This window comes from Peribacillus sp. Bi134 (assembly GCF_918698065.1).
Taxonomy (GTDB): Bacteria; Bacillota; Bacilli; order Bacillales; family DSM-1321; genus Peribacillus.
This window is the reverse complement of the sequence record NZ_CAKKLN010000003.1, coordinates 65,469-87,447: the sequence shown is the minus strand read 5'-3', so window position 1 is coordinate 87,447 and position 21,979 is coordinate 65,469. Positions and strand designations below refer to the sequence as shown.

At 39.3% G+C, this 21,979-nt stretch carries 20 protein-coding genes; 13 read left to right on the top strand and 7 right to left on the bottom strand.

Features of this window, described 5'->3' with window-relative positions; translation table 11 throughout:
* Positions 1-508 precede the first annotated feature (508 nt).
* Entirely contained in the window at positions 509-3,079 is a 2,571-nt protein-coding gene (locus LQ188_RS06340) for a helicase-related protein (RefSeq protein WP_230176329.1), read from the top strand.
* A 74-nt stretch (positions 3,080-3,153) separates the two neighbouring features.
* Here LQ188_RS06340 and LQ188_RS06335 read toward each other — a convergent pair whose 3' ends face one another.
* Positions 3,154-3,363, bottom strand: a complete 210-nt coding sequence (locus tag LQ188_RS06335; protein ID WP_101222258.1) for a YqaE/Pmp3 family membrane protein — start codon at positions 3,361-3,363, stop codon at positions 3,154-3,156.
* Positions 3,364-3,659: 296 nt separating this feature from the next.
* Between LQ188_RS06335 and LQ188_RS06330 the strand changes: the two genes are divergently transcribed.
* The gene (locus tag LQ188_RS06330; RefSeq protein WP_101222259.1) at positions 3,660-4,331 is read left to right on the top strand and encodes a hypothetical protein; all 672 of its coding nucleotides are present in this window, start codon (positions 3,660-3,662) and stop codon (positions 4,329-4,331) included.
* Positions 4,332-4,443: 112 nt separating this feature from the next.
* Here LQ188_RS06330 and LQ188_RS06325 read toward each other — a convergent pair whose 3' ends face one another.
* Entirely contained in the window at positions 4,444-4,755 is a 312-nt protein-coding gene (locus LQ188_RS06325; RefSeq protein ID WP_101222074.1) for a hypothetical protein, read from the bottom strand.
* Positions 4,756-4,968: 213 nt separating this feature from the next.
* Entirely contained in the window at positions 4,969-5,298 is a 330-nt protein-coding gene (locus LQ188_RS06320) for a four-helix bundle copper-binding protein (protein ID WP_230176328.1), read from the bottom strand.
* A 173-nt stretch (positions 5,299-5,471) separates the two neighbouring features.
* On the opposite strand from LQ188_RS06320, the gene LQ188_RS06315 reads away from it, so the two are divergent.
* Positions 5,472-5,861 (top strand): DUF948 domain-containing protein, encoded by a 390-nt coding sequence (locus LQ188_RS06315; protein WP_101222076.1) that lies wholly within the window; start codon positions 5,472-5,474, stop codon positions 5,859-5,861.
* A 92-nt stretch (positions 5,862-5,953) separates the two neighbouring features.
* Positions 5,954-6,319, top strand: coding sequence for a DUF948 domain-containing protein (locus LQ188_RS06310; RefSeq protein ID WP_230176327.1), 366 nt, complete (start codon positions 5,954-5,956; stop codon positions 6,317-6,319).
* Between the two features lie 193 nt (positions 6,320-6,512).
* Here LQ188_RS06310 and LQ188_RS06305 read toward each other — a convergent pair whose 3' ends face one another.
* Together LQ188_RS06305 and LQ188_RS06300 are read right to left on the bottom strand one after the other, a co-directional pair.
* Positions 6,513-6,704 (bottom strand): DUF3934 family protein, encoded by a 192-nt coding sequence (locus LQ188_RS06305; protein WP_101222078.1) that lies wholly within the window; start codon positions 6,702-6,704, stop codon positions 6,513-6,515.
* A gap of 172 nt (positions 6,705-6,876) precedes the next feature.
* The gene (locus LQ188_RS06300) at positions 6,877-8,208 is read right to left on the bottom strand and encodes an oligosaccharide flippase family protein (protein ID WP_101222079.1); all 1,332 of its coding nucleotides are present in this window, start codon (positions 8,206-8,208) and stop codon (positions 6,877-6,879) included.
* Positions 8,209-8,586: 378 nt separating this feature from the next.
* Between LQ188_RS06300 and LQ188_RS06295 the strand changes: the two genes are divergently transcribed.
* Entirely contained in the window at positions 8,587-8,865 is a 279-nt protein-coding gene (locus LQ188_RS06295) for a hypothetical protein (RefSeq protein ID WP_157830982.1), read from the top strand.
* A gap of 283 nt (positions 8,866-9,148) precedes the next feature.
* On the opposite strand, the gene LQ188_RS06290 is transcribed toward LQ188_RS06295, so the two are convergent.
* Both LQ188_RS06290 and rocF read right to left on the bottom strand, forming a co-directional pair.
* Positions 9,149-10,585, bottom strand: coding sequence for an amino acid permease (locus tag LQ188_RS06290; RefSeq protein WP_096339573.1), 1,437 nt, complete (start codon positions 10,583-10,585; stop codon positions 9,149-9,151).
* 371 nt (positions 10,586-10,956) lie between these two features.
* Positions 10,957-11,907 carry an arginase gene (rocF, locus tag LQ188_RS06285; protein WP_101222081.1) on the bottom strand — a complete coding sequence of 317 codons (951 nt, stop codon included), beginning with the start codon at positions 11,905-11,907 and terminating at the stop codon, positions 10,957-10,959.
* Between the two features lie 482 nt (positions 11,908-12,389).
* Between rocF and LQ188_RS06280 the strand changes: the two genes are divergently transcribed.
* The 8 genes from LQ188_RS06280 (at position 12,390) to LQ188_RS06245 (ending at position 21,925) form a co-directional block, all read left to right on the top strand.
* Positions 12,390-14,456, top strand: coding sequence for a helix-turn-helix domain-containing protein (locus LQ188_RS06280; protein ID WP_230176326.1), 2,067 nt, complete (start codon positions 12,390-12,392; stop codon positions 14,454-14,456).
* 308 nt (positions 14,457-14,764) lie between these two features.
* Positions 14,765-16,948, top strand: a complete 2,184-nt coding sequence (locus LQ188_RS06275; RefSeq protein ID WP_230176325.1) for an acetate--CoA ligase family protein — start codon at positions 14,765-14,767, stop codon at positions 16,946-16,948.
* A 7-nt stretch (positions 16,949-16,955) separates the two neighbouring features.
* Positions 16,956-17,414 (top strand): MaoC family dehydratase N-terminal domain-containing protein, encoded by a 459-nt coding sequence (locus LQ188_RS06270; RefSeq protein WP_063593500.1) that lies wholly within the window; start codon positions 16,956-16,958, stop codon positions 17,412-17,414.
* Between the two features lie 76 nt (positions 17,415-17,490).
* Entirely contained in the window at positions 17,491-17,907 is a 417-nt protein-coding gene (locus LQ188_RS06265; protein ID WP_230176324.1) for a MaoC/PaaZ C-terminal domain-containing protein, read from the top strand.
* A 35-nt stretch (positions 17,908-17,942) separates the two neighbouring features.
* Positions 17,943-19,106 carry a thiolase gene (locus LQ188_RS06260; RefSeq protein WP_230176323.1) on the top strand — a complete coding sequence of 388 codons (1,164 nt, stop codon included), beginning with the start codon at positions 17,943-17,945 and terminating at the stop codon, positions 19,104-19,106.
* Positions 19,107-19,117: 11 nt separating this feature from the next.
* Positions 19,118-19,534 (top strand): OB-fold domain-containing protein, encoded by a 417-nt coding sequence (locus LQ188_RS06255; RefSeq protein WP_063593503.1) that lies wholly within the window; start codon positions 19,118-19,120, stop codon positions 19,532-19,534.
* Positions 19,535-19,571: 37 nt separating this feature from the next.
* Positions 19,572-20,768: an acyl-CoA dehydrogenase family protein gene (locus tag LQ188_RS06250; RefSeq protein WP_230176322.1), complete on the top strand. Its 1,197-nt coding sequence runs from the start codon at positions 19,572-19,574 to the stop codon at positions 20,766-20,768.
* A 20-nt stretch (positions 20,769-20,788) separates the two neighbouring features.
* Complete coding sequence (locus tag LQ188_RS06245) at positions 20,789-21,925, top strand: acyl-CoA dehydrogenase family protein (RefSeq protein ID WP_063593505.1); 1,137 nt, start codon at positions 20,789-20,791, stop codon at positions 21,923-21,925.
* The last annotated feature ends 54 nt before the right edge of the window (positions 21,926-21,979 follow it).

Below are 21,979 nucleotides of genomic sequence, written 5' to 3'. Positions count from 1 at the left end.
TTGAACGCCAAGGACACAAAATCGGAATCTCAATACCGTGACAGTTGTCCGAATTTCCACTAAACTCAATTAAGGGGATGGATTCGTTTTATGGATGAATAATGTTATCGAGAAAGTTTTAAAAATTGACCTTTACTTTATTTTCGGCTTTTTTTTAATATCATTAAATTTTAATTTACCTGATTACAAAATTACTAAACCTATGTATCCATTTCCGGGTTTCCGGGATGGGCATAAACCAAAAATTCCAAATCAATGATCAGTCTATTCTTCATGAATTATACTTTAAATGAATTGGTAAGAGTAACTCCGAGGTGCATATTTGGTAGCTTTTGCATATTTACCTTGGAGAGAATAGTATTTGGCATTTCTTAACCTTCTCATGATAACAGAGCACTTGAATTTAAATAGATAAAACGAATATACCCACGCTCATTTTAAACAATAATTTGGGGAGGATAAAAGGAAGTATTAAAGTACATATTGGATAATTCAAAAGGGGATCATTATGGGAAAATTAGAAAGTATATATCCTATTGCGATTGAGAATACAAAGGAAAAAATAATCCAGGATATGGATTTTTATTTAGAGAATCAAGAGACAATGCCTTCTTATTCAGCATATATATCAGACAGGACGACCTTTATAGAGCAAATTTGGATAAATGTTTGGATAAATAAAGCGTCAAATGATGTGCCCAGAAAGGAAAAAAAGGCATTTTTAAGTGAAAGAGGCTTTGTAACGGAAGGTTCAGATCATAAACTGATCAATAGCATGTTCCGGAACGAATTAAAGAAGTATCGCCCGTTTGATAGCTTAACATGGATTAAAAAAACCTTTGCTGACAATCAAGAAGATTGGGAAAAGAGATATAAAAATGCAAGGGAAAAATTCTTTAGGCGACAAGAAGAACAGCGGCTTGCCAAGCAGCGTTGGAAAATACGTGCGAGGCTTCAAGAAGAGGCAAATACATTTTTCGAAAATAACTCCCTTCTATTATATTTACATGCCAGGTATTATATTGCCGGTATATTGACAAAAGATCTTAAGAATAAGCCTAAATTCCAATATGTCGATCCATACTTGCTTGAAGAACAATTGGTGGAAGAGGGTGGCTTTCAAGCTGCCGAATACTTAATGGTCACTGATTTTTTTGAAGAGCTGACAGGCGATATTCACTCGTTAGTCGGTTGGGGAAGGAACCGTTATGAATATGAAAATTACTTCTTCAGGTATGAAAGATTAGTTTCGGATTTCATAATGAAATTAGCCCCTGACAAATACTTGAACAATCTATCTGCTGCACTGCATCATGATTTTTTAGAGTCATATGGGGAAAGGCTGACGGTTGAAGCCCTTCAAGGTATACTAAGCGATGAATTGGCCGATTTGTCTCAGTCCTGTTTTGATGAACTTCAGGAAGAATACCTTTCTGATTTACTGAAGCTGGAAGGAATTTCTTTTAATGAAACATTGCACGAAGAAATATACGAAAAAGACGTGGAGAACAGAGAGAGAAGAAAAGCTGAAGTATTGGCAGAGCAAGCCAGGAAGCTAGCAGAAGAGCAAAGGATGATCGATGACATCATCGGTAAGGCCTATACTCCATCATTAGGGAAAAAAGTTCGATATGTTTTGCATATAGGAGAGACAAATACCGGGAAGACGCATAAGGCCCTGGAAAAAATGAAAGAAGCGGAAAGCGGTTTGTACCTAGCTCCACTTAGACTGCTGGCCCTTGAAGTGTTTGATAAATTAAATGCTGACGGTGTACCTTGCTCATTAAAAACAGGTGAAGAAGAAAAGGCAGTGGCGGGTGCGAAACATGTATCCAGCACCGTTGAAATGTTTCATGAAAAGGATTACCACGAAGTAATCGTCATAGATGAAGCCCAAATGATTGCCGATAAAGATCGAGGCTTTTCATGGTTTAGGGCAATCACGCAAGCTAATGCGAAAGAAGTACACATTATCGGGAGCAATAATATCAAAAAGATGCTTTTGAACCTTCTGAATGAAGCTGATTTGGAACTCCACGAATACAGACGGGAAATACCGCTTGAGGTAGAACAAAGGGAGTTTGGCCTGAAGTATACGAAAAAAGGAGATGCGCTTATTTGTTTTTCGAGAAGGCAGGTACTCGAGACCGCGTCCCGGCTAAAAGAGAGTGGACATAATGTGAGCATGATATACGGAAGTATGCCTCCTGAAAATAGGAAACGGCAAATAGAGCTATTCAATCGCGGTGAAACATCAGTTGTGGTTGCCACCGATGCAATTGGAATGGGATTGAACTTGCCAATACGCCGTATCGTCTTTCTTGAAAATGAAAAATTCGACGGGACACGAAGAAGAAGGTTGACTTCTCAAGAAATCAAACAAATCGCAGGTCGAGCGGGCAGAAAGGGGATTTATGACACTGGAAAGGTAGCATTTACAGCAGATATCAAAATTATGAATAAGTTGCTGGAACAAGTTGATGAGCCAGTTCAAACCTTTACAATCGCCCCAACTTCTGCTGTATTTGAACGTTTTCAAAAATATTACCGGAACCTAGGGACATTTTTCGAAATGTGGGAGAGGTTTGAGCCCCCTAAAGGCACGAAAAAGGCATCACTATCGGAAGAAAGGGAGCTTTACGAACTAATACGGGATACTGAAATCGAAGCGCGTTTTTCATTAATGGATTTATATGGTTTCCTGCATATTCCATTTTCCGCAAAAGAACCAAGTCTTATCAGACAGTGGCTGGAGACAGTCGAAGCGATTGCCGAGAACAGTGACCTTCCTGAACCGGTCATCAAAACAAGGAATCTGGAGGAATTGGAGCTATCTTATAAAGCGATAGGTCTTCATCTATTATTTTTATATCGCATGGGTAAGCGGACCGAAGCTGTTTATTGGGAGCGTATCCGTGAAGAAATCAGTGATGGCGTTCATGATCAGTTAAAAGACGAAATGTTGAATTATCAAAAAAAATGCAAGCGCTGTGGAAAAAGGCTGCCGGATGACTCGCGTTTTCAAATATGTGACGCTTGTTATCATAGAGGGCTTAGGAAGACGCACAGATTCAATTAAACGAATCTTTCGATAGTAATAACCCGAATAAGATGCACCTTGTGCTTCATTCGGGTTATTAGTGGTTGTCTAAATCACTTAGTTGTTTGTTTCGATTTAGAAATAATTGCTGCTTGCTGCTTCATTCGTTTATCAGCTTTCTTATCATGCACCACTAAGATTGCATGAATTAAACCAGGTACATAAAAAAATAGTGTGAGGACCAAATTTAGCACTGCCTGAACGGGTTTACCAGCTAATAATACGGCTAATGGAGGGAAAATAATCGCAATTAAATAAAGAATGGTGAACACTCTCCAATATAAATATTTTTTATCTACTATTACAGTATAATTCTCTCTTTTTGATAATTTTTTTATTCCGTTTTTCTGATGATACCTCTTGCTATCGACTTGATAAATATATGCTCGAGAGTAGGATTCATACCAACTGAGCCTTCTGGCTCAAAGAAGCAGTCTTTTGCCCCCGATAATGGCAGGAGAGGGCTATGGCAAATGATCGTTTTTCCCGGAGCGGTCAATGTACCGCCGCTTTTTGTGTTAGAATAATCAGAATACTAACTGATGAAAGCGGGAGATTTATGAAAAAAAAGATAGGCTGTTTGCATGCACACTATACAAATATTAAATACATCGAAGCCGCATTCTCGAAATTTGATATTGAATGGCTTCATTTTGTTGAACCGGGATTGATGCATCGGGTGTCATCTGATGCAACTTTTAACAATTCGGATGCTCAAAAAAGGGTAAAAGAACAAGTCGAATGGATTGCCGAATGTAAAGTGGATGCCATTCTGATAACCTGTACAAACTACATCGCCTTTTTAAACGAAGAACAACTATCCTTACCCATGCCTATCATTAAAATCGATGAACCATATTTTGAGCAAATTTGCCAATTGCAGCAACCGCAAATGATTTTATTCACGAACCCAGCAACTGTTGAAGGAACAATCAAACGTTTAAATGCCCATGCTGAAGAATATGCCGCTGTGGATTTTGAAGTTATCATTATCGACAATGCCTTTGAATTGATTATGCAGGGATTGGGAGAGAAATATAACCAGGAAATCATGAACTTCCTTTACAAGTTTAATAACGAAGAAAGACCGATGTCGGTGGCTCAACTGTCAATGGTCGAAGCAGCTATGAGTTATGAGCTTGAGACAGGAAAGGCAGTTTTAAATCCATTACATGCATTAGTGGATTACATGATCGATCAACTGGAACTAAGGTCATTGAGTGTTGAATAAAGGATTTCTGGTGTCGCATGATCGTAAATACAAAAAAATATGTGTTTATATATAATAGGAAAGAAAAATTCCCTGCATGATTAGGTTAAATCCCGATCCAGGGAATTTTTTATTATTCCTTTGTGCGGATTTGTTCACGGATGTTTTCAAGTTCTTCAAGGGATAGGTTCGTTAGGGAATTTTTTATTTCTTCTTCGACCCGTTTTCGATCAAGCTCCCTATATTCGCTCCACCAATCACGCAGCCCTTCGGTGTTTTCGAGAAGATACTCTATATCAATTTCTTCTTGCTCATCATCTGATAAATATCGCATGACCGCACCTAGTAACCGATTGAGTTTGGCTGTTTCGCTTTCCTTATCAGGTGAAGCCGTGGTATCTTTCACTTCTGCATCATCTTTAGCAGGAACATTCCGAGGTGTCATAATATCCTCCTGTTTTTAATACTAGTGTGCCTAAAAAGGGCGGTTTTCAATATATGTTTTTCGTATTGTTAAAATTTCTTGGTATATAAATTTTAACATATACCTCGCTAGAATATATTAATAATATCATCATCCTTTAATAGGTCTAACAAAATAATAGGTAGGTAAGGGGGGAGGATAATAAAAGGAATAGCTTAATTGCTATTCCTTACATCAAGCGACTAATTTTCTGCATTCTTCTGCACATCTCAAGCAGGCCTCAGCACATTTTTGACAATGTTCATGATCGTGTTTTTTACATTCGTTTCCGCAGCTTTCACAAATCTTGGCACACACTTCAGCCAACTCTGAAATAAACGGTGTTCCTCTCCCGATCGCCTGTCCTAAATAAGAGCAAATATCCGCACATTCCCGATCCAAGCGAATGCATTCCACCATCATGTTTACATGATCTTCTTTTAAGCATGCGTCGTAGCAATGATTACACGCGGTCATACAAGCATTTAAAGTTTGGATAACAGATGAATGATACTCATGTGACATGAACAAATCTCCTCCTAAATATGGTCTCACCCTTACTATTAACCTTTAAACTACCCTTTAAACTTCTTTTAGGATAAAGGTAAAAGGTTCATTAAAACTGAACGGACAAGTGATGGACTTTAGGGAATGAATGGAAGGGACAGTGCATAAATTTAAATGAAGGGAGTGGATATATGAAAATGTTTATTAAATTAAGTGTTGCCAGTGTCTCCGGAGCCGTCGTGTATTTGATATATAATGTCAACCAGACACTGCGTAAAGGAATGGGAACGCTTGAAGAAACAAATAAGACACTGGAAGAGGTAAGGAATGCAGTACATGGATTGACGCAAGAGTCTAAACAATTGATCCACTCTGCCAATCAAATTACAGCGGATGTAAAAGGGAAGATGGAAAATGTCGATCCATTACTAGAATCCGCTCAAGATGTTGGGGAAATGATTCATAATGTAACCAATTCCATGAAAGAAGCCAGTTTGGAAGGCCGCCACAAGGAATTATCCGCTCCGACAGCTCCTTTGACTCGAACTGAAGCTGAGGGGGTTCAAATCAAAATCAAGTAGTACCATTTAACATAAAAAACAGGCACCCCGGGATACACTAACATATTTGAAGCAATCGTTTCTATCATTTATTTTAGAGGGGGAGCTTTATCATGATTATTGAATATAGTGTGGCTGCGATAGCCTTAGCCTTCATTTGGTTGGTCGTATTTTTAATCAGTACCCTTCAAAAGGGAATGGCCACGATAGGAGAAGCCAATCAAACCTTGGCTGAAGTGAGAAATGCCATTCATGATCTATCCGGCGAATCGAAACAACTATTGCAAACTGCAAATGAAATCACAGACGATGTAAAAACTAAAATGAAAACGGTTGAACCATTATTGGATTCTGCACACGATGTTGGTGAAGCGATACATTCAGTTACAGACTCTGTTAAAAAAGCCACTAATGGTTTCCGTACAGATTTTTCTCCGAAAAAAATCAATGCCATCAAACCCAAAAGCCAATTTAGATAAAAAGAAAATATTAAAAAAGTGAAAGACACTACCGGGAAATGGAGTGTCTTTTTTGATGATATGTATAATAGGCGTGATATGGATATCGCCCGTGGTTTGTTATATATAAGACCCATTTCTCTCATACAGATCACTTAACACCCTGTATGAGAATATGGAACAAACATAAAATTATGGGCTTTAGGACAAGCAATTATTTATCTGTCTTGTCACCTTCAGCATGACCGGATGCTTTTGAGTCATTGGAATGTTTGACGCCTTTACTTACATATGGTTTGGCGCTTTTTTTCTTATTGGCACTTGTTTTCCAACGATTCCAGCCCTTCTTGCCCGTTCCTGTGCCGGTACCTTTACCCGTTCCGCTCTTAGCCTTAGCTTTACTCATGAAATCACTCCATTACTATTGTATGGTTAGTTTAAACCATTTTACTTGATTATTACCCAAGTATGTTGAAATATACAGTAACGAAGGTGATATGTACAGGGAAAGGCTCAATTTTTTTAATCTAAATCTTTATATATCAATAACAGCAAGAGATTTTGCTTTGGTTTTTGCCTCACTTTATCGATATCGATCTTGATTTCGTCAGTAAGATGCTTATGCCGATTTTTTTGCAAATGGTCAAGTAGTGCATGAAAGTTAATAATACAGCACCAGTATTCATTCCTAAAATGATTCCTCCCATATTAAGAGAAGCCTGGGAGCCTAGGATATACATCATTAAAAAGGCAACAATATGGGACCATACGGTATGAATGAAAGCATCCTTCACTAAACCAAGGCCGATGAGATAGGCTTGCATGGGAATGACAAAAAAATGAAAAAGAAAATAAGGACATAATAATTTTAAATAGTATGCGGCAGATGTTGAAGAAAAAAAGAGGGAGGTCAAAGGTTCCGCAAAGAAATAAATGAAGATCACAGCCGGAACTCCATACAGTACGGTGAAAGACATCGATTTTTGCAATAAAACCCTCAATTTTTCCTTATCCTGCCTTTTGTAAGCATTCGAAACATTCGGAATGAGCATGATCATTAAGGAATGTGCGATAAAGGCTGGGAAGAAGCCGATCGTCATCGCTACTCCAGTAAGCATCCCAAAATGCTCTGTAGCCACTACCGCACCGAATCCTGCCGAGAGAAGGGCAGTGTGGATCAAAAAAGGTTGGATCGCATTTGTTATCGCATGAAAGATCCTTAACCCCATGGTGGGCAGCGAAACCGCCAATAACTTTTGCCGGGCATGTTTACCGGTTGTCCGTGAGTTTGTACCGCGCCTCATGATTCGCATTTGAAGAATCAAAAGGTTGATCAAGTATAGAAAAACGAGGAACTCACTGCCAATCAAAACAAAAAAGGCCATCAATAATGACTTTTCCTGGTTAAAATGAAATAAGTTAAAGATAAGGAAAAGCAAGCCGAATTGAATGATATCCTTCAAAAAGTTGGAAAAAGCAATCTTCCCCATTTGCTGGACACCCATGAAATAGCCTCTTGCAATCGACGAAAAGGCAACTATTGGGATCACTGTGATGAGCAGCCATTTAATATAGGGATGGTATTTGTCCATTATGGATGAGAAGGAAAGTATGAAAGGCATGACTACACACATTACCAATACGACGACTGCAGCCATTTTAAGTGCATGAACGATAAGATTATAATGCATTGCCTGTTTATTTTCCGCGACGAATTTTGAAATGGAAATATGTAATTCAAGGCTGGCGATCACATATATCAAAAAGAAAATTGGCAATATGGACATATAAAGCCCCATGCCCTCTTCGTGTAATTCCCTGGCTAGGAGCATGTTCACTAAAAATTCGATACATTCACCAAAAAACGCTGCAACAATCAAAATGAGCGTTCCTTTATAAAAAGACTTCATGTTGGACCACTCCTAACAAGGTGTTTGTATAAAGATATGAGACATGCCATGGAATATTCATGAGGAACTGCATATCCCGGCGATACAAAATGCGGTTATGCCTATGGCAATCCTTATTAATCGCTTAAAAATTAAATCAGGATAAAGGTGGAAAATTGTATGAAATCGATTGGTTACATTCATTTATAATGGGGAAATCCTTACCCATACATCTTCATCAAAAGGCTTCATATGGTGAAATTACAAACAAAGGCAAGTTTTTATGTCATTTTCCTTTTCAAAAGTGTCAGATGAATCATGAATATAAGAATGGGACATGAATTTCGCTTTGAAATTCATGCTTTATTTTGCTATCCTTTAGCAGAGGGGATGATCAATATGAAATTCACATCTATTAGTCAATCAAATATAGATGAATTGTGCATTGCGTTTGAAAGTTGTCTTACGAAACATGACATTACATTTAAGTATGTAGATATGACGGAAGAGAACGGAATCATATCGTTCATTTTTTGTGATGACCCGGAAAATGCGAGATCGGTCGACATGGAAAGTGAACGCTTCATTGGATTGGATACCGATTACATAGCCAAGGAAATTTTAGAGCCAATCCTGCCTAAATTAAAAGAATTTGCACAATATAAAATCATCGATTAAGATGATTTTTTTTGTTTTGATATTTGTTTTTATTGCCTAGATGGAGCTGGAAATTTAACTTCCTATTATATGCGCATTATTATAGTCAGGGTATAGTTTGTGGAACTAAAAAAGCTGGAAGGGAAAAGGAAGAGTTCTTACAGCGGTTTACAATTGACTAGCTATGCAGGAAATGGTGATTATATAAAAGAAATACCCTGGGTGTGATTACATCCAGGGTATTTCTTCTTTGAAAAGCCAAAGATCGCTTTTCACCACTAACTATACTCCACGGTATTCTGGATCAAATGACCATTTTTTTACCGGCATTTAATTCAACTTCCTGCTTGGGAGTTTCAATTTTCTTGATTTTCTTCACTCTAAAGTGATAAACCGCATAACATCCAATGAAGAATGCTCCCCCGCAATAAAGGGCCATTCGCTGCTCAGGAACAAATGCTAAACTGATCATTACGATGCAGTTTGTTATTAATGCAAGTATGGGGATGAATGGGTATAGCGGAACTTTAAATTTCAAATCTTCTATCTTTCCGCCTTGGCGGGTATAGGATCTTCTAAAAGCAAGAAGACTAGCCGAAATGGCAATCCAGCCAATTTGTGCACCTAACCCTGCAAGGGAGAGAAGAAAGACAAATATTGTGTCCGCAGCTACTACACTTGAAAGTAATGACAAACCGGCAATCGCCAGGGTGATGAGCAGGGCATTGAGCGGAATCCCTCTCTTATTCACCAAACCGAGCTTCGGACTTGCCATACCTTCCCTTGAAAGCGAGTAGAGCATACGTGTCGCAGCATAAAGACCGGAGTTCGCCACTGACAAAAGTGCTGTAAGAATGATGAAGTTCATGATGTCAGCTGCATACGGAACTCCGAGACTATCAAGTACAACAACGAATGGACTTTCTGAGATACCGGCTTTTTCCCTTGGGATCAGCGCAGAAAGTACAGTGACAGAAAGAACAAAGAAGAAAAGGGTTCTCCAAACGGTTTGTTTGATGGATTTTGGTATGACCTTTTCCGGGTTTTCACTTTCTCCTGCGGCTATTCCGATTAATTCAGTGCCCTGGAAGGAAAAGTTCACTGTAATCATTGTGATTAGCAGGGCCGATATCCCATTGGGGAAAAGACCCTCAGCGAAAAAGTTTGAGAAAAATGGAGCTTCTTGTCCACCTTTCATATCAATCATACCAAACATAGCAGCACCGCCAACGATGATGAAAAGAATGATGGCCAATACTTTTATGCTGGAAAAAACAAACTCCGATTCGCCAAATGCCTTTGCTGATAAGGCGTTTAGTGAAAAGATGAGAAAAGCAAAGATTGCACACCACATCCATACGGGTGATTCAGGAAACCATCTTTGCATTAGCTGTCCTGCTGCCAGAAACTCTAAGGCGACTGTAACGGCCCAACCTAACCAGTATAGCCATCCGATGGCAAACCCGGTTCCTGGACCGATGAACTTAGTCGCATATGTCTGAAACGAACCGGAAACAGGCATGGCAACGGATAGTTCACCTAGGCAAAGCATCGTTAAATACATGATGAAGCCGCCGACTATGTAAGAGAGGATGGCACCGAAGGCTCCAGCTTCATGAATGGTATAGCCTGAACCGATGAAAAAGCCCGTACCAATACATCCCCCTATTGAAATCATAAATAAATGTCTTGCTTTCATGCTCCGTTTTAATTCATTTGGTTGATTTTCTGCTGTTTTCATTGAAAAACTCCTTTACCTGATGGGTGCAAACGGTTTCATTTATGTTGGGACGTTATTAGGGAATTTGTGTTCTTACAAGTCTAATAGCTTTTGATTTTGATTCTTAGATGATGTCGAATTCCCTCCGAAAAGAGATTACTTCTGCATTAAAGAAGCATGATTCAATGAACATAGGTACCTATGCAGAATTAATTTCGAAAGCGCCGCTTAATAAAGAAAGAGAAGCCAAGCGTCAGGAAACTAGGGATGTAAATTGATTCATGTCGATCATCCGCCAATGGGAAGAAGCTCATAAAAGAAGTATGGGCTTTTCCCTATGGAGCATCACTTTAACGAACTCTCTATATTTCTATCAAAATCATAGAGTCCGATTATTTAACATGAGCCAATAAATCAGGAGTGATATGATCTTCCGCTCCATATAATAATTTTTCCCCAAGCAATGAGCCCATTAATGCGACAGCAACTTCAGCCGTTTTATTATGCTCGTCCAATATTGGGTTTATCTCAACAAACTCTGCTGATGTAATGATATTAGCTTCAGCTAGCATTTCCATGGCAAGATGGCTTTCGCGGTAACTAATACCTCCCATTACAGGCGTTCCTACCCCTGGTGCATCATCTGGATCAAGACCATCAAGATCAAGTGATAAATGGACAAGGTCCGTACGTTCTTTCAGGTAGGCAATCGATTCTTCCATCACTTTTGTCATACCCATTCTATCAATCTCATGCATAGTATAGACTTTAATTCCTTTTTCCCTGATTAACTCTTTTTCACCTTGGTCTAAAGAACGGGCACCAATGATGACAATGTTCTCTGGTTTGACTTTTGGAGAATATCCGCCAATTTTAGTCAGTGCAGGGTGGCCAAGGCCCAAACTTACTGCTAGGGACATACCATGTATGTTTCCTGATGGGGATGTTTCGGCAGTATTTAAATCTCCATGTGCATCATACCATATTACCCCTAAGTTTTCAGAATGCTTCGCTAAACCGGCTAATGTCCCGATAGCAATGCTGTGATCTCCACCTAAAACTAAAGGAAAACGATTTGCTTGGATGACTTCATCCACTTTTTGACTCAATTTTTCATTACCTTCTGCTACGTCCTGCAGATTCTTTAAATTTGTGTCACTATCACTTTGTGCTCTTTCCTGTATTTCTACTTTAATATCACCTTCATCACGGACAGTATAGCCAATGTTTTCAAGTCTTTCACTCAACCCTGCATATCTAATGGCACTAGGCCCCATATCTACTCCTCTTCTAGTTTGACCAAGATCCATCGGCACACCAATAATTGAAATTTCCTTCTTCATATGTAATTCCTCCTTCGATTTTTCTTCCCTAGTATAAGGGTAAAAGGAGTGATGACTCAACTCGACATTTTTTTGAATATTTATACGATTGAGAAAAGGGTAAAGGTCCTGGGTTAAAATTCCTATTATTGATTTTTTATGAACATAATATTATACCTTAAGGGGTATTAGTGACAATGGATGATTCCTTGTAAATTCTGCAATTGTTGAGATTTTTATTCCAGGAATGGAAGTGATAGCGCTGCCAATCAGAATCTTTCGCCAAGGGTGATTCAGGAGATATTGAATATAATTTACTAGATACATTTATTCAGGAAATGGGGCCGTTACACCTATAATGTATGGAAGGATTTTTCATTTTTATATGGAATATATAAAAAAAACTAAAAATATTTTAGTTGCAGTTAGAATATCACGACTTTTTTTCATCTAAACACACTGAGTACTTTGTATTTAGACGCAGTTTGAACTAGGAGGTATTCATGTTGAATAGCAATGATAGACAGAGTGGAAAAATGGAATCGAACCAAAAGAATGAGAGCCTTAAGTATTTATCGAAACGCTGGTCAAGCAAAATTAATAATTTTTTGGTTCTTTGCATATATGAGCAAAACAATCAATATCATGATTTCAATAATAAATTCAAAACACACAAATTAAAAAATTCGAAGGGGTTTCTAACCTTTAAAGATGGATTGAACAATAAAAGTTTTGTTATTTGGGAACAAGCATATAAAGAGAATGAAGAGCTATTTGCCAAACTGAGGTTAACGGCGAGAAACGAAACATTGTCACATATTGCCCAACATGTCGTATTCTATCTATTAAGTGAATATGAAAGGGTTTCTACAAAAAATCATGCTGTTTTAAAAGAAAAACATTTAATGGAAGATTCAATTTACCAAATGGAAAAAAAATTAAAAAATGAAACTTTTTTGGCAGAGAGATCGGTTTGGGAGGAATTTTACAGCTGGTTTAGACTGCTAGTAAAAGAATGGGTCCTTGAAGAAATAGCCTTATCAATAGGCTTTAATGAAATGGAAAGACTTGATGATCAAGCATTAAATAAGTTATTTTACGAGCATCTCACAAAACATTTTACTGAAAACACTGGATTTTTATCGAGAGTAACAGATATCGTTAATGAATATATTAAAGAGTGGATCGATAAAATCATGAGTGAATTTAATATCGAAAACAATACGATCGAAAAGATAGAAAACCTGCTATGTTTTAAGAGGGATTTTCAGACATCAGATTTATTAATATCCACAATGAGGGATTTTACTTTCAACTTTACCGTCCAAGATCATTTGCTTGTTATGAATAGTGCTCCATATCAGTCAGTTAGAGATGCAATTTATAAAAAAAATTTCGAAATCATTGGAAACATTCCTTGGCCTGCAACCCCAATATTAAAGGGTAATACAGAAGGCTTCATACAAATAATCCCTTTTGGTAACGATCATATAACCTATGGACAGACGAATGTGAAAGAAGCCTGGAACCGAGTCCACTCTTTATCTGATGTGGATGTAGATGTTTTTGATGCTCTTTGCAGCCTTTTCCTGTCAAAGGCTGCTCATAATGAGGAAACAGTGGAAATTTATTTAAATGACCTCCTTTCAATTCGAGGATTAAAGCCAAAACTTGGTGGGTTTGGGCGTCGAGGTGGTTACGAGGCCAAACAGCGTGCTCAAATTTTGAAATCGCTTACAAATATACAAAGCATATGGATTAACATTAACAAAGCTACCATCTATGAAAAAGGTAAGCCTGTTCAGACAAAACTACAAGGGAGGACGTTTATCTTTAAAGATCGTAATGGCGTTGAATATGATATATCAGAAGAAGCAGACAGGAAAAAGATAACGTTCACGATCGATAAGGTTTTCGCCAAATATCTCAATGGTTCTGCACGGCAAGTTGCCCTACTTTCAATAAAAGCACTTCAATATAATCCATATAGGCAACTTCGGGAAAAACGGCTTACAAGATATCTAAGCTGGCGTTGGAGGACCCAAGCAAGAAAAGGTGACTTTTTACAGCCGAATAAAACCAGTACCCTATTGGAATCGATCGGTGAAAAATTAAATGACCGAACACCATCCCGAACTAGGGAACGTTTCGAGAAAGCTTTGGATGTTCTACTGGATGATGGCGTAATTGCATCATGGCATTATGAAAAGTGGGATGAATCCATAGCCGATTATAAAGGATGGGCCAGTATTTGGCTGAATTCGATGATATTAATAGAACCGCCTGATATCATAAAAGAGCAATATCGCTCCATAGAAAAGAAACAAAAATCACACACTGGCAATCGTCTTGCAAAGCAAGACCAGGCTAACCTGAAGAGCAGCGATCATATTGGTGAGCAAATAAGAATTACAAGAAAAAAACTCAACCTCTCTTTATATCAATTAGCAGAAGAACTGGAGATATCAGCCCCATATGTCAGTAACATTGAGAGGGGGATGAAAATTCCATCCTCCAAAATTCAAACGAAAATGAAGAAATGGCTGGAAAAACAGGAACATATTAATTGATCATGAACAAATTAACCCTATTCCTTTATCAGGAGGAGGGTTGTTTGTGTTGCTATATACATAAAAAGCATTGGCGTTTATCTTGTTCCAATGTCGGGGCTATGAATGTAAGAAGTCGGGGTCATCCAGAACACATATTTTTCATTCTATTCTTTTAACCCTGCTGTATATGAGAATTTTCGTCTTTTAAAAATAATTAACTTCCTAATGTTTTAAATGAATTTAACAAACTATCAATTTCTAGAATATTAACCCCCTCCATGTAAGATTAGTTCAAAGATATCTTTTTTTAGTAGGGGGGAAGATTCATGATAGAAAATAAACATTCAAACAATTCTCATGAAACGCTTGAGCCGTTATTCAATCCAAGATCCATCGCAATCCTAGGTGCCTCCAAGAGTGAATACAAAATCGGGAATTTACAGGTCAAAGCCCTTTTGGATGGTCAATTTAATGGGGAGATTTACCCAATCAATCGTAAAGCAAAAGAGATTGAAGGGATTAAGTGCTATGAATCTTTGTCCGATGTTCCGAATGAAATTGATTTAGCCATTTTTTGCCTTGGGGCGAATCAGGTGCAGCAAGGATTAGAGGAATGTGCACGAAAGAAAGTGAAAGCAGCCATCATTTTTGCTGCTGGTTTTTCTGAAACAGGAAAAGAAGGCATCAAGCAACAGGAATTGTTAACAGATATTGCAAGAAAGAATGGAATACGGATAGTGGGTCCCAACTGTGTTGGATTAGTGAATTTGTCGAATGGCTTGATTGGCACTTTTTCCCCTGCCATTCAATCAGTGCCAATAAATGACCAAAGAGGGGTAGGATATGTCTCCCAAAGCGGTGCGTTTGGTGTTTTGACTTATATGGCAGCAGCTCAGAATGGATTGAGTTTCAATTATTTCGTGAGTGTAGGAAATGAAATGGAAACTGAATTCTCGGATGTCATTGAATATATGATCCATGATTCAAAAACAAGTGTGATAAGCGGCTACTTGGAAGGTGCAAAAAAACCGGAAAAATTACGAAGCCTGGCAAAAGAGGCATTGGATAGAAATAAACCCATAATTGTCATGAAAACCGGAAGGAGCAAGGCTGGAAGCAGAGCTGCTGCTTCACATACAGGTTCACTTGCGGGATCGGATCAAGTATATGATGCCTTTTTTAAGCAGGCTGGCATCGTAAGGGCCGATGATTATGAAGATATCATATCTTTTTCAAAGCTATTCCTATCAAAGAAGCTTCCAAATGGACGCAATACGGTTATTATCACCAGTTCAGGCGGGAGGGGAATAAATGAAGCGGATCGCTGTGAATCATACGGACTTACCATCAACCCACTGAGCTCAAAGACAATAACAGAAATCAAACGTAATATACCCGAATATGCAAGCGCTTCCAACCCTGTGGATTTAACAGCGGCCGCATCTGTTTCCAATCCTGAGTTATTTCTTGCACCATTGAGGGCACTTGTAGAAGATCCGGATGTCGATAACATCATTTTTACTGAGTTTCCCTTTAATTGGACTGCCGAGCACCCTTTACTTCAAGAGTTTATTGAAATTTGTACAAGCTCAGATAAATTTGTTTTCATTACCACTTTTCCATTAGACGGCATGACCCTTCCCCTTGGTACCGATGAGCTCGTGAAAAATGGCATACCGGTGATCCCTGGGAACCTTAATCCGATAAGAGGGCTGGCGAAACTAGTTGAATACAGTGAATTTTATCGAAAAAATCTTGAAAATCAAGTTTCCAATAGTACAAAGAAAATAGAGAAACAAAACTTACAGGACATGCTGAAGCCCGGTACTGCTTTAAGTGAATCCGAAGCTAGTATGGTTTTGGAAAGATACAGGATTGCTACCACGAAGCGTGTTATAGCTGCAAATGAAAACGATGCAGTACAAATCGCTAACAGTATCGGTTATCCGGTTGTGTTAAAGGTCGATTCACCGGATATACCACATAAGACGGAAGCTGATGCCATTCGATTGAATGTAAAGACCGATCTTGAGGTCAGGAAAGCTTTTACAGATATTAAGCGGAATGCACTAAATTATAAACCTGAAGCTACAATAAACGGCATTTCCGTTCAGGAAATGTTACCTGATGGAGTGGAAATCATTGTTGGTGCAAGTGATGATCCTGTATTTGGACCGGTTATCATGTTTGGTCTAGGGGGAATATTCGTTGAGATCTACAAAGATATTTCGTTTAGAATTGCTCCACTGTCAAGGCAAGATGCACTTGAAATGATTGAAGAAATCAAGGGCAAGGACATTTTAATGGGAGCACGCGGGAAAGCACCGGTTGATATTGAAGCCATCATTGATGTGTTATTAAAGGTTTCCTCTATAGTTACAGATTATAAACATTCCATTGACGAATTGGATATTAATCCATTGCTGGTCTATGAAAATGGAATCAAGGCCGCTGATGCCATGATTGTTGTAAAAAATAATGTGGATGATAATACCGTTATTAGGGGGTAGAGAGCAAATGGAACTTGATCATTTGACCGGATTAACAGGAGCTGAATTTATATTTGAAGTCGAAAAGAGGCATATCCGCCAATTTGCTGAGGCAATTGGTGATTTTAATCCCTTATATGTGGATGAAGAATATGCTGCGAAAACTTCATATGGTGGCATTATAGCACCGCCAACCTTCCCGATTGCCATTGGTCAGGATAGCGGCGAAAGCCTTGACTTGGGCCTCGAACAAAAGAGAATGCTGCATGGTGAACAGGAGTTTATTTATTCCCGCCCCATTAGGCCAGGTGATAGATTGCATTGTCAGATGAAAGTATCAAATGTATACGAACGGGAAGGAAGAAAAGGAAAGATGCAGTTCTTGGTACTTGATACAGAAATGAAAGATGAGTCAGGTGAAATGGTGGTCATAAGCCGAACAAATATCATCTATCGGCCCATTAGGAGTGATCACGCTCCTGTCTGAAAAAACATGATGATATTTAATGGCATTAAAGTATCAATATCAAATTCCAGCAAACTGAAAACAGGAGGAATCAGGGATGTTGAACTATGAAAGTTTACATGAAGGTCAAAGACTTGAATCTCTCTTCAAGCCACCTGTAACCAAGGTACAACTTGTTAAATATGCCGGAGCTTCAGGGGATTTTAATCCATTACATACCGATGATGCATTCGCACAAGAGATTGGCATGCAGGGTGTGATTGCTCATGGAATGCTTGTAATGGGCTTTCTCGGTGAATATGTAATGAAACTGGCTGGTGATCAAGCTGTACCGGCAAATTTTAAAATGAGATTTGGTGCTGTAACCGTACCAGGAGATCGGATCACGTGTTCTGCTTTCGTTAAAAATTTGTATGAAGAAAGAGGTCAACGCTTTGTAAGGCTCTACGTTATTGCAGAAAAGGAACCAGAACAAGTTGTCGGTACAGGTGAAGTGGTTTTACGGATTAAATAAAGGTTACAAGTTATCAAATAGTAGGAGGGTTTATTATGGAAAGCATTAAAAATCGCTATGCCATTGTCGGTGTAGGGGAAAGTGAGCGTTCTAAGAATTCCGGTACAACCCCGTTACATTTGGCGTTGGACGCTGCTCGAGCTGCATTGAATGATGCTGGGCTTCAAGCGAAAGATATTGATGGGTTCATGAGCTATTCGGAAAACGATTCTTGTACATCTCATCAATTAGCAACATATTTAGGGGTCCGTCCCAAATATGTTAAGGATATTTTGGGCGGGGGAAGCAGTACCGAAATGCTGATAGCTGACGCTGTTGGATTAATCGAATCAGGTCAATTGAATACGGTGTTGATTTATCGTTCCATGAATGGACGCTCAGGCGTAAGGATGGGCGGAGGCGGATGGGATGTAAATATGCTTCAAACAGCCATAGAAGGCGGAAGCTTCATCATTCCTTACGGTGCTGGCAGTCCGGCTCAGTGGTTCGGACTTTTTGCGACGCGACATATGCATGAAACCGGGCTGACAGAGGAACATCTTGGGCATGTCTGTTTAGCTTTTTACGAACATGCTCAAAGGAATCCTAAAGCATACTTTTATGGTAAACCATTAACGATGGAGGAATATCTTAAAACGCCCTATTTAAGCTATCCATTTAAAAAACATGATTTCTGCCTGGAATCCGATGAAGCAAATGCAATCATTGTCACTTCAGCAGAACGTGCTGAAGGATGCAAGTCCAGACCGGTATACATCATGGGTTTATCTGCTAGGCAGTGTGTGTCCCATGCACATTATTGGAATGATTTAACCGAAGTGGCTGCTGACTATGTCGCGCCTGAAGTATATAAAATGGCTGGAGTGAAACCTGAAGATATTGACGTTGCATCCATATATGACTGTTATAGCTGGGTTGTACTTCGGCAGTTGGAGGCTTATGGATTTGCACCGCGCGGAGAGGTCGGTGACTTTGTAGCCGAAGGAAACTTGCGGATCGGCGGGAAATTACCTTCGAATACAGCAGGAGGAATGCTATCGGAAGGATATACACATGGAATGAATAACGTATTGGAAATCGTACGTCAAATTCGTCACGAATACAAAGGAACCGATCGGCAAGTGGAAAATTGTGAAATCGGAATCTGTACTGGCTGGGCTGGACCGGATATGGCCGGTGCCATGATTTTAAGAAATTAGGAGGGAACAAAATGGAATACCAAAAACCTATTCCGCTAAAAACACAGGATAATAGTCCATATTGGGATGGCGCAGATCGTCATGAACTGATTCTTCAAAAATGCAATTGCTGTCATCAATATTCCCATCCTCCCGGTCCGAGCTGTGCAAAATGTGGCAGTTCGGAACTTAGCTGGGAAAGCCAAGGCAGCGATATTAACGGTAAAGTCTATTCATATATCGTTTCCTATCGGCCCTTCTTACCTGGATTCCAGGATGATTTACCGCTTGTAATTGCCATAGTCGAATTAGATACTCTGCCCCAGGTCAAGTTAATCGGAAATATTCTGCATTGTTCACCAGAAGATATTGAAATGGGTATGCCAGTTAAGATGGTTTGGAAGGAAATTACGGATGAACGGTCACTGCCGCAATGGATTCAGTCATAGAAGTGTAATTTGCAAGCATTAAAGGAGGAAGATATCTATGGATTTTTCGTTTACAACCAAGGAAGAAGAATTCCGTCTTGAATTGAGAGCGTGGCTTGAAGGAAATTTACCTGAAGGTTGGCATGAAGGAACCAGTAATGTTTCAAAAGATGAAAGAGAGTATGCCGTTTTCCTCAGGAATTGGCAAAGGAAATTATATGAAGGAGGCTGGGCAGCGATTGCCTGGCCAAAAAAATATGGCGGACGAGAAGCGACGTTGATGGAGGAAATAGTTTATCAACAGGAAATGGTTAGAGTAAAGGCTCCGGCGCTTGTGAATTATGTAGGCATCCATATGGTGGGACCCACTCTAATGCAGATTGGAACGGACGAACAAAAAGCAAAATATATCCAAAAAATTCTCACAGGGGAGGAAGTATGGTGTCAAGGATATTCCGAACCGAATGCTGGATCCGATTTATCCGCCATTCAAACAAGCGCCGTAAAGGACGGAGATCGGTGGATCATTAATGGTCAGAAGGTTTGGACAAGCTTTGGCCACTTAGCTGATCGATGCTTTTTACTGGCTCGGACGAATCGTTTTGATAAAAAGCATAAAGGAATAACGGTTTTCCTATTGGATATGAATCAGCCGGGGGTGGAAACAAGGCCCATCATTCAAATGGATGGTCAGCATGATTTTAATGAAGTCTATCTGAATGATGCGATTGCATACGATGCTGAAATAGTTGGGGAGGTAGATGAAGGCTGGAAAGTTACGATTGCATTGCTTATGCATGAAAGAACGGGAATCGGAGCACAAGTTTTTACATTGGAGCAACAATTTAATGAACTTGTAGGGTTAGCTAAAGAATTGAAGGAAGATGAAGAGCCATTGATGGACAATCCGCTTGTTCGTCATACAATGGTAGATTTATATACTCGCTCACGCGGTTCACTTTTGAACTATTATCGTAATTTAACTAAGACATTAAAAAATGGTCATCCTGGTGCAGAAGGTTCGATGGATAAATTGATGGTAAGTGAACTTACTAAAGAGCTGTTGTCCCAATCCATTTCATTACAAGGACATAAGGGTATTCTGTGGAAAGAAGATGCAATCACCTCCAACTCATATTGGCAGGATAATTATCTTTATTCTTTTGGACAAACAATTGGAGGTGGAACGAGCGAAATTCAAAAGAACACTATTGGGGAAAGAATTCTAGGTCTACCAAAAGATATGGGGCGTTAAGTTGAAAAGGGGGAATGAAGGTGGATTTTTCTTTAAATCAAGAACAAGAAATGTTCCGCGGATATGTCCGGAAATATTTAGATGGTGCCGGGCAAACAAAAACGGCCCGTGCATACATAGAGGGTGAAACTGGATCTCTAAGGGCCTTATTTTCGGGGCTTGCCGAATTAGGATGTACAAGCATTAATATATCGGAAGATTACGGGGGAATGGGCTTAGGTCACCTTGATTTAATACCTGTACTTGAAGAAACCGGCCGTTCTTTATTCCCGGGTTTATACTTAGAAACCAATGCACTAGCTGTGCCATTATTAGAGAAATTCGGTACTGAAGAACAAAAAGGTAGGTATTTAGCAGAAATTTCGGCTGGTACAAAAACATTCTCGCTAGCTTGGTTAGAACCAGGTGGGAGTTACGGTCCTTCTGGTATCAACCTGGAGGCAAAATCCCTAAACGGTCAGTTGATATTAAGCGGAGTGAAAACAATGGTTCCCGATGCTGAGTTGGCTGATCATTATATAGTGTTAGTCCGCACAGGCAAAGGTAACCGAAATGAAGGGATTACATTACTTATCGTCGATCGAAATGAAACGAATTTGACGCTTGAAAGCCAGAAAAACATTGACGAAACCCGACAATTGGCAGCATTGGCCTTCAATGATGTTGAAATTCCAATGGATCAGGTACTTGGATCGATGCATCAAGGGTGGGATGCCATCCAAGAAGGATTACTCTCTTTCAATGCGGCTCTCTCGGCAGTAATAGTCGGGTGTATGGAGAAAGTGGTGGAAATGGCAGCAGAGTATGCGAAGATTCGTGAACAGTTTGGTCAGCCGATAGGGAGATTCCAAGCGATTAAACATAGGATCGTCGATATGAAAATGGATCTCGAAACAGCCAGATCTTTAGCTTATTATGCTAACTGGGCATTGGAAAGCGGTGCAGAAGATCGAGTTCAAGCCATATCCTGTGCACGAATATTTGCCACGAAAGCATTCATACGTATTTCGTCAGACAATATTCAAATTCATGGTGGAATCGGGTTTACAGAGGAAATTGATTGTCACCTTTTTGTTAAGCGTGCAAGGTTCTATGAGAATTATTTAGGAAGCACTGAACAATATTACAAACAGGCCGCTACGGCATTAGGTTGGTAGAAAAGCAGAAGGGGTTACATTCATGTCTTACTAAGCCGAAGGGTGGAGATGAAG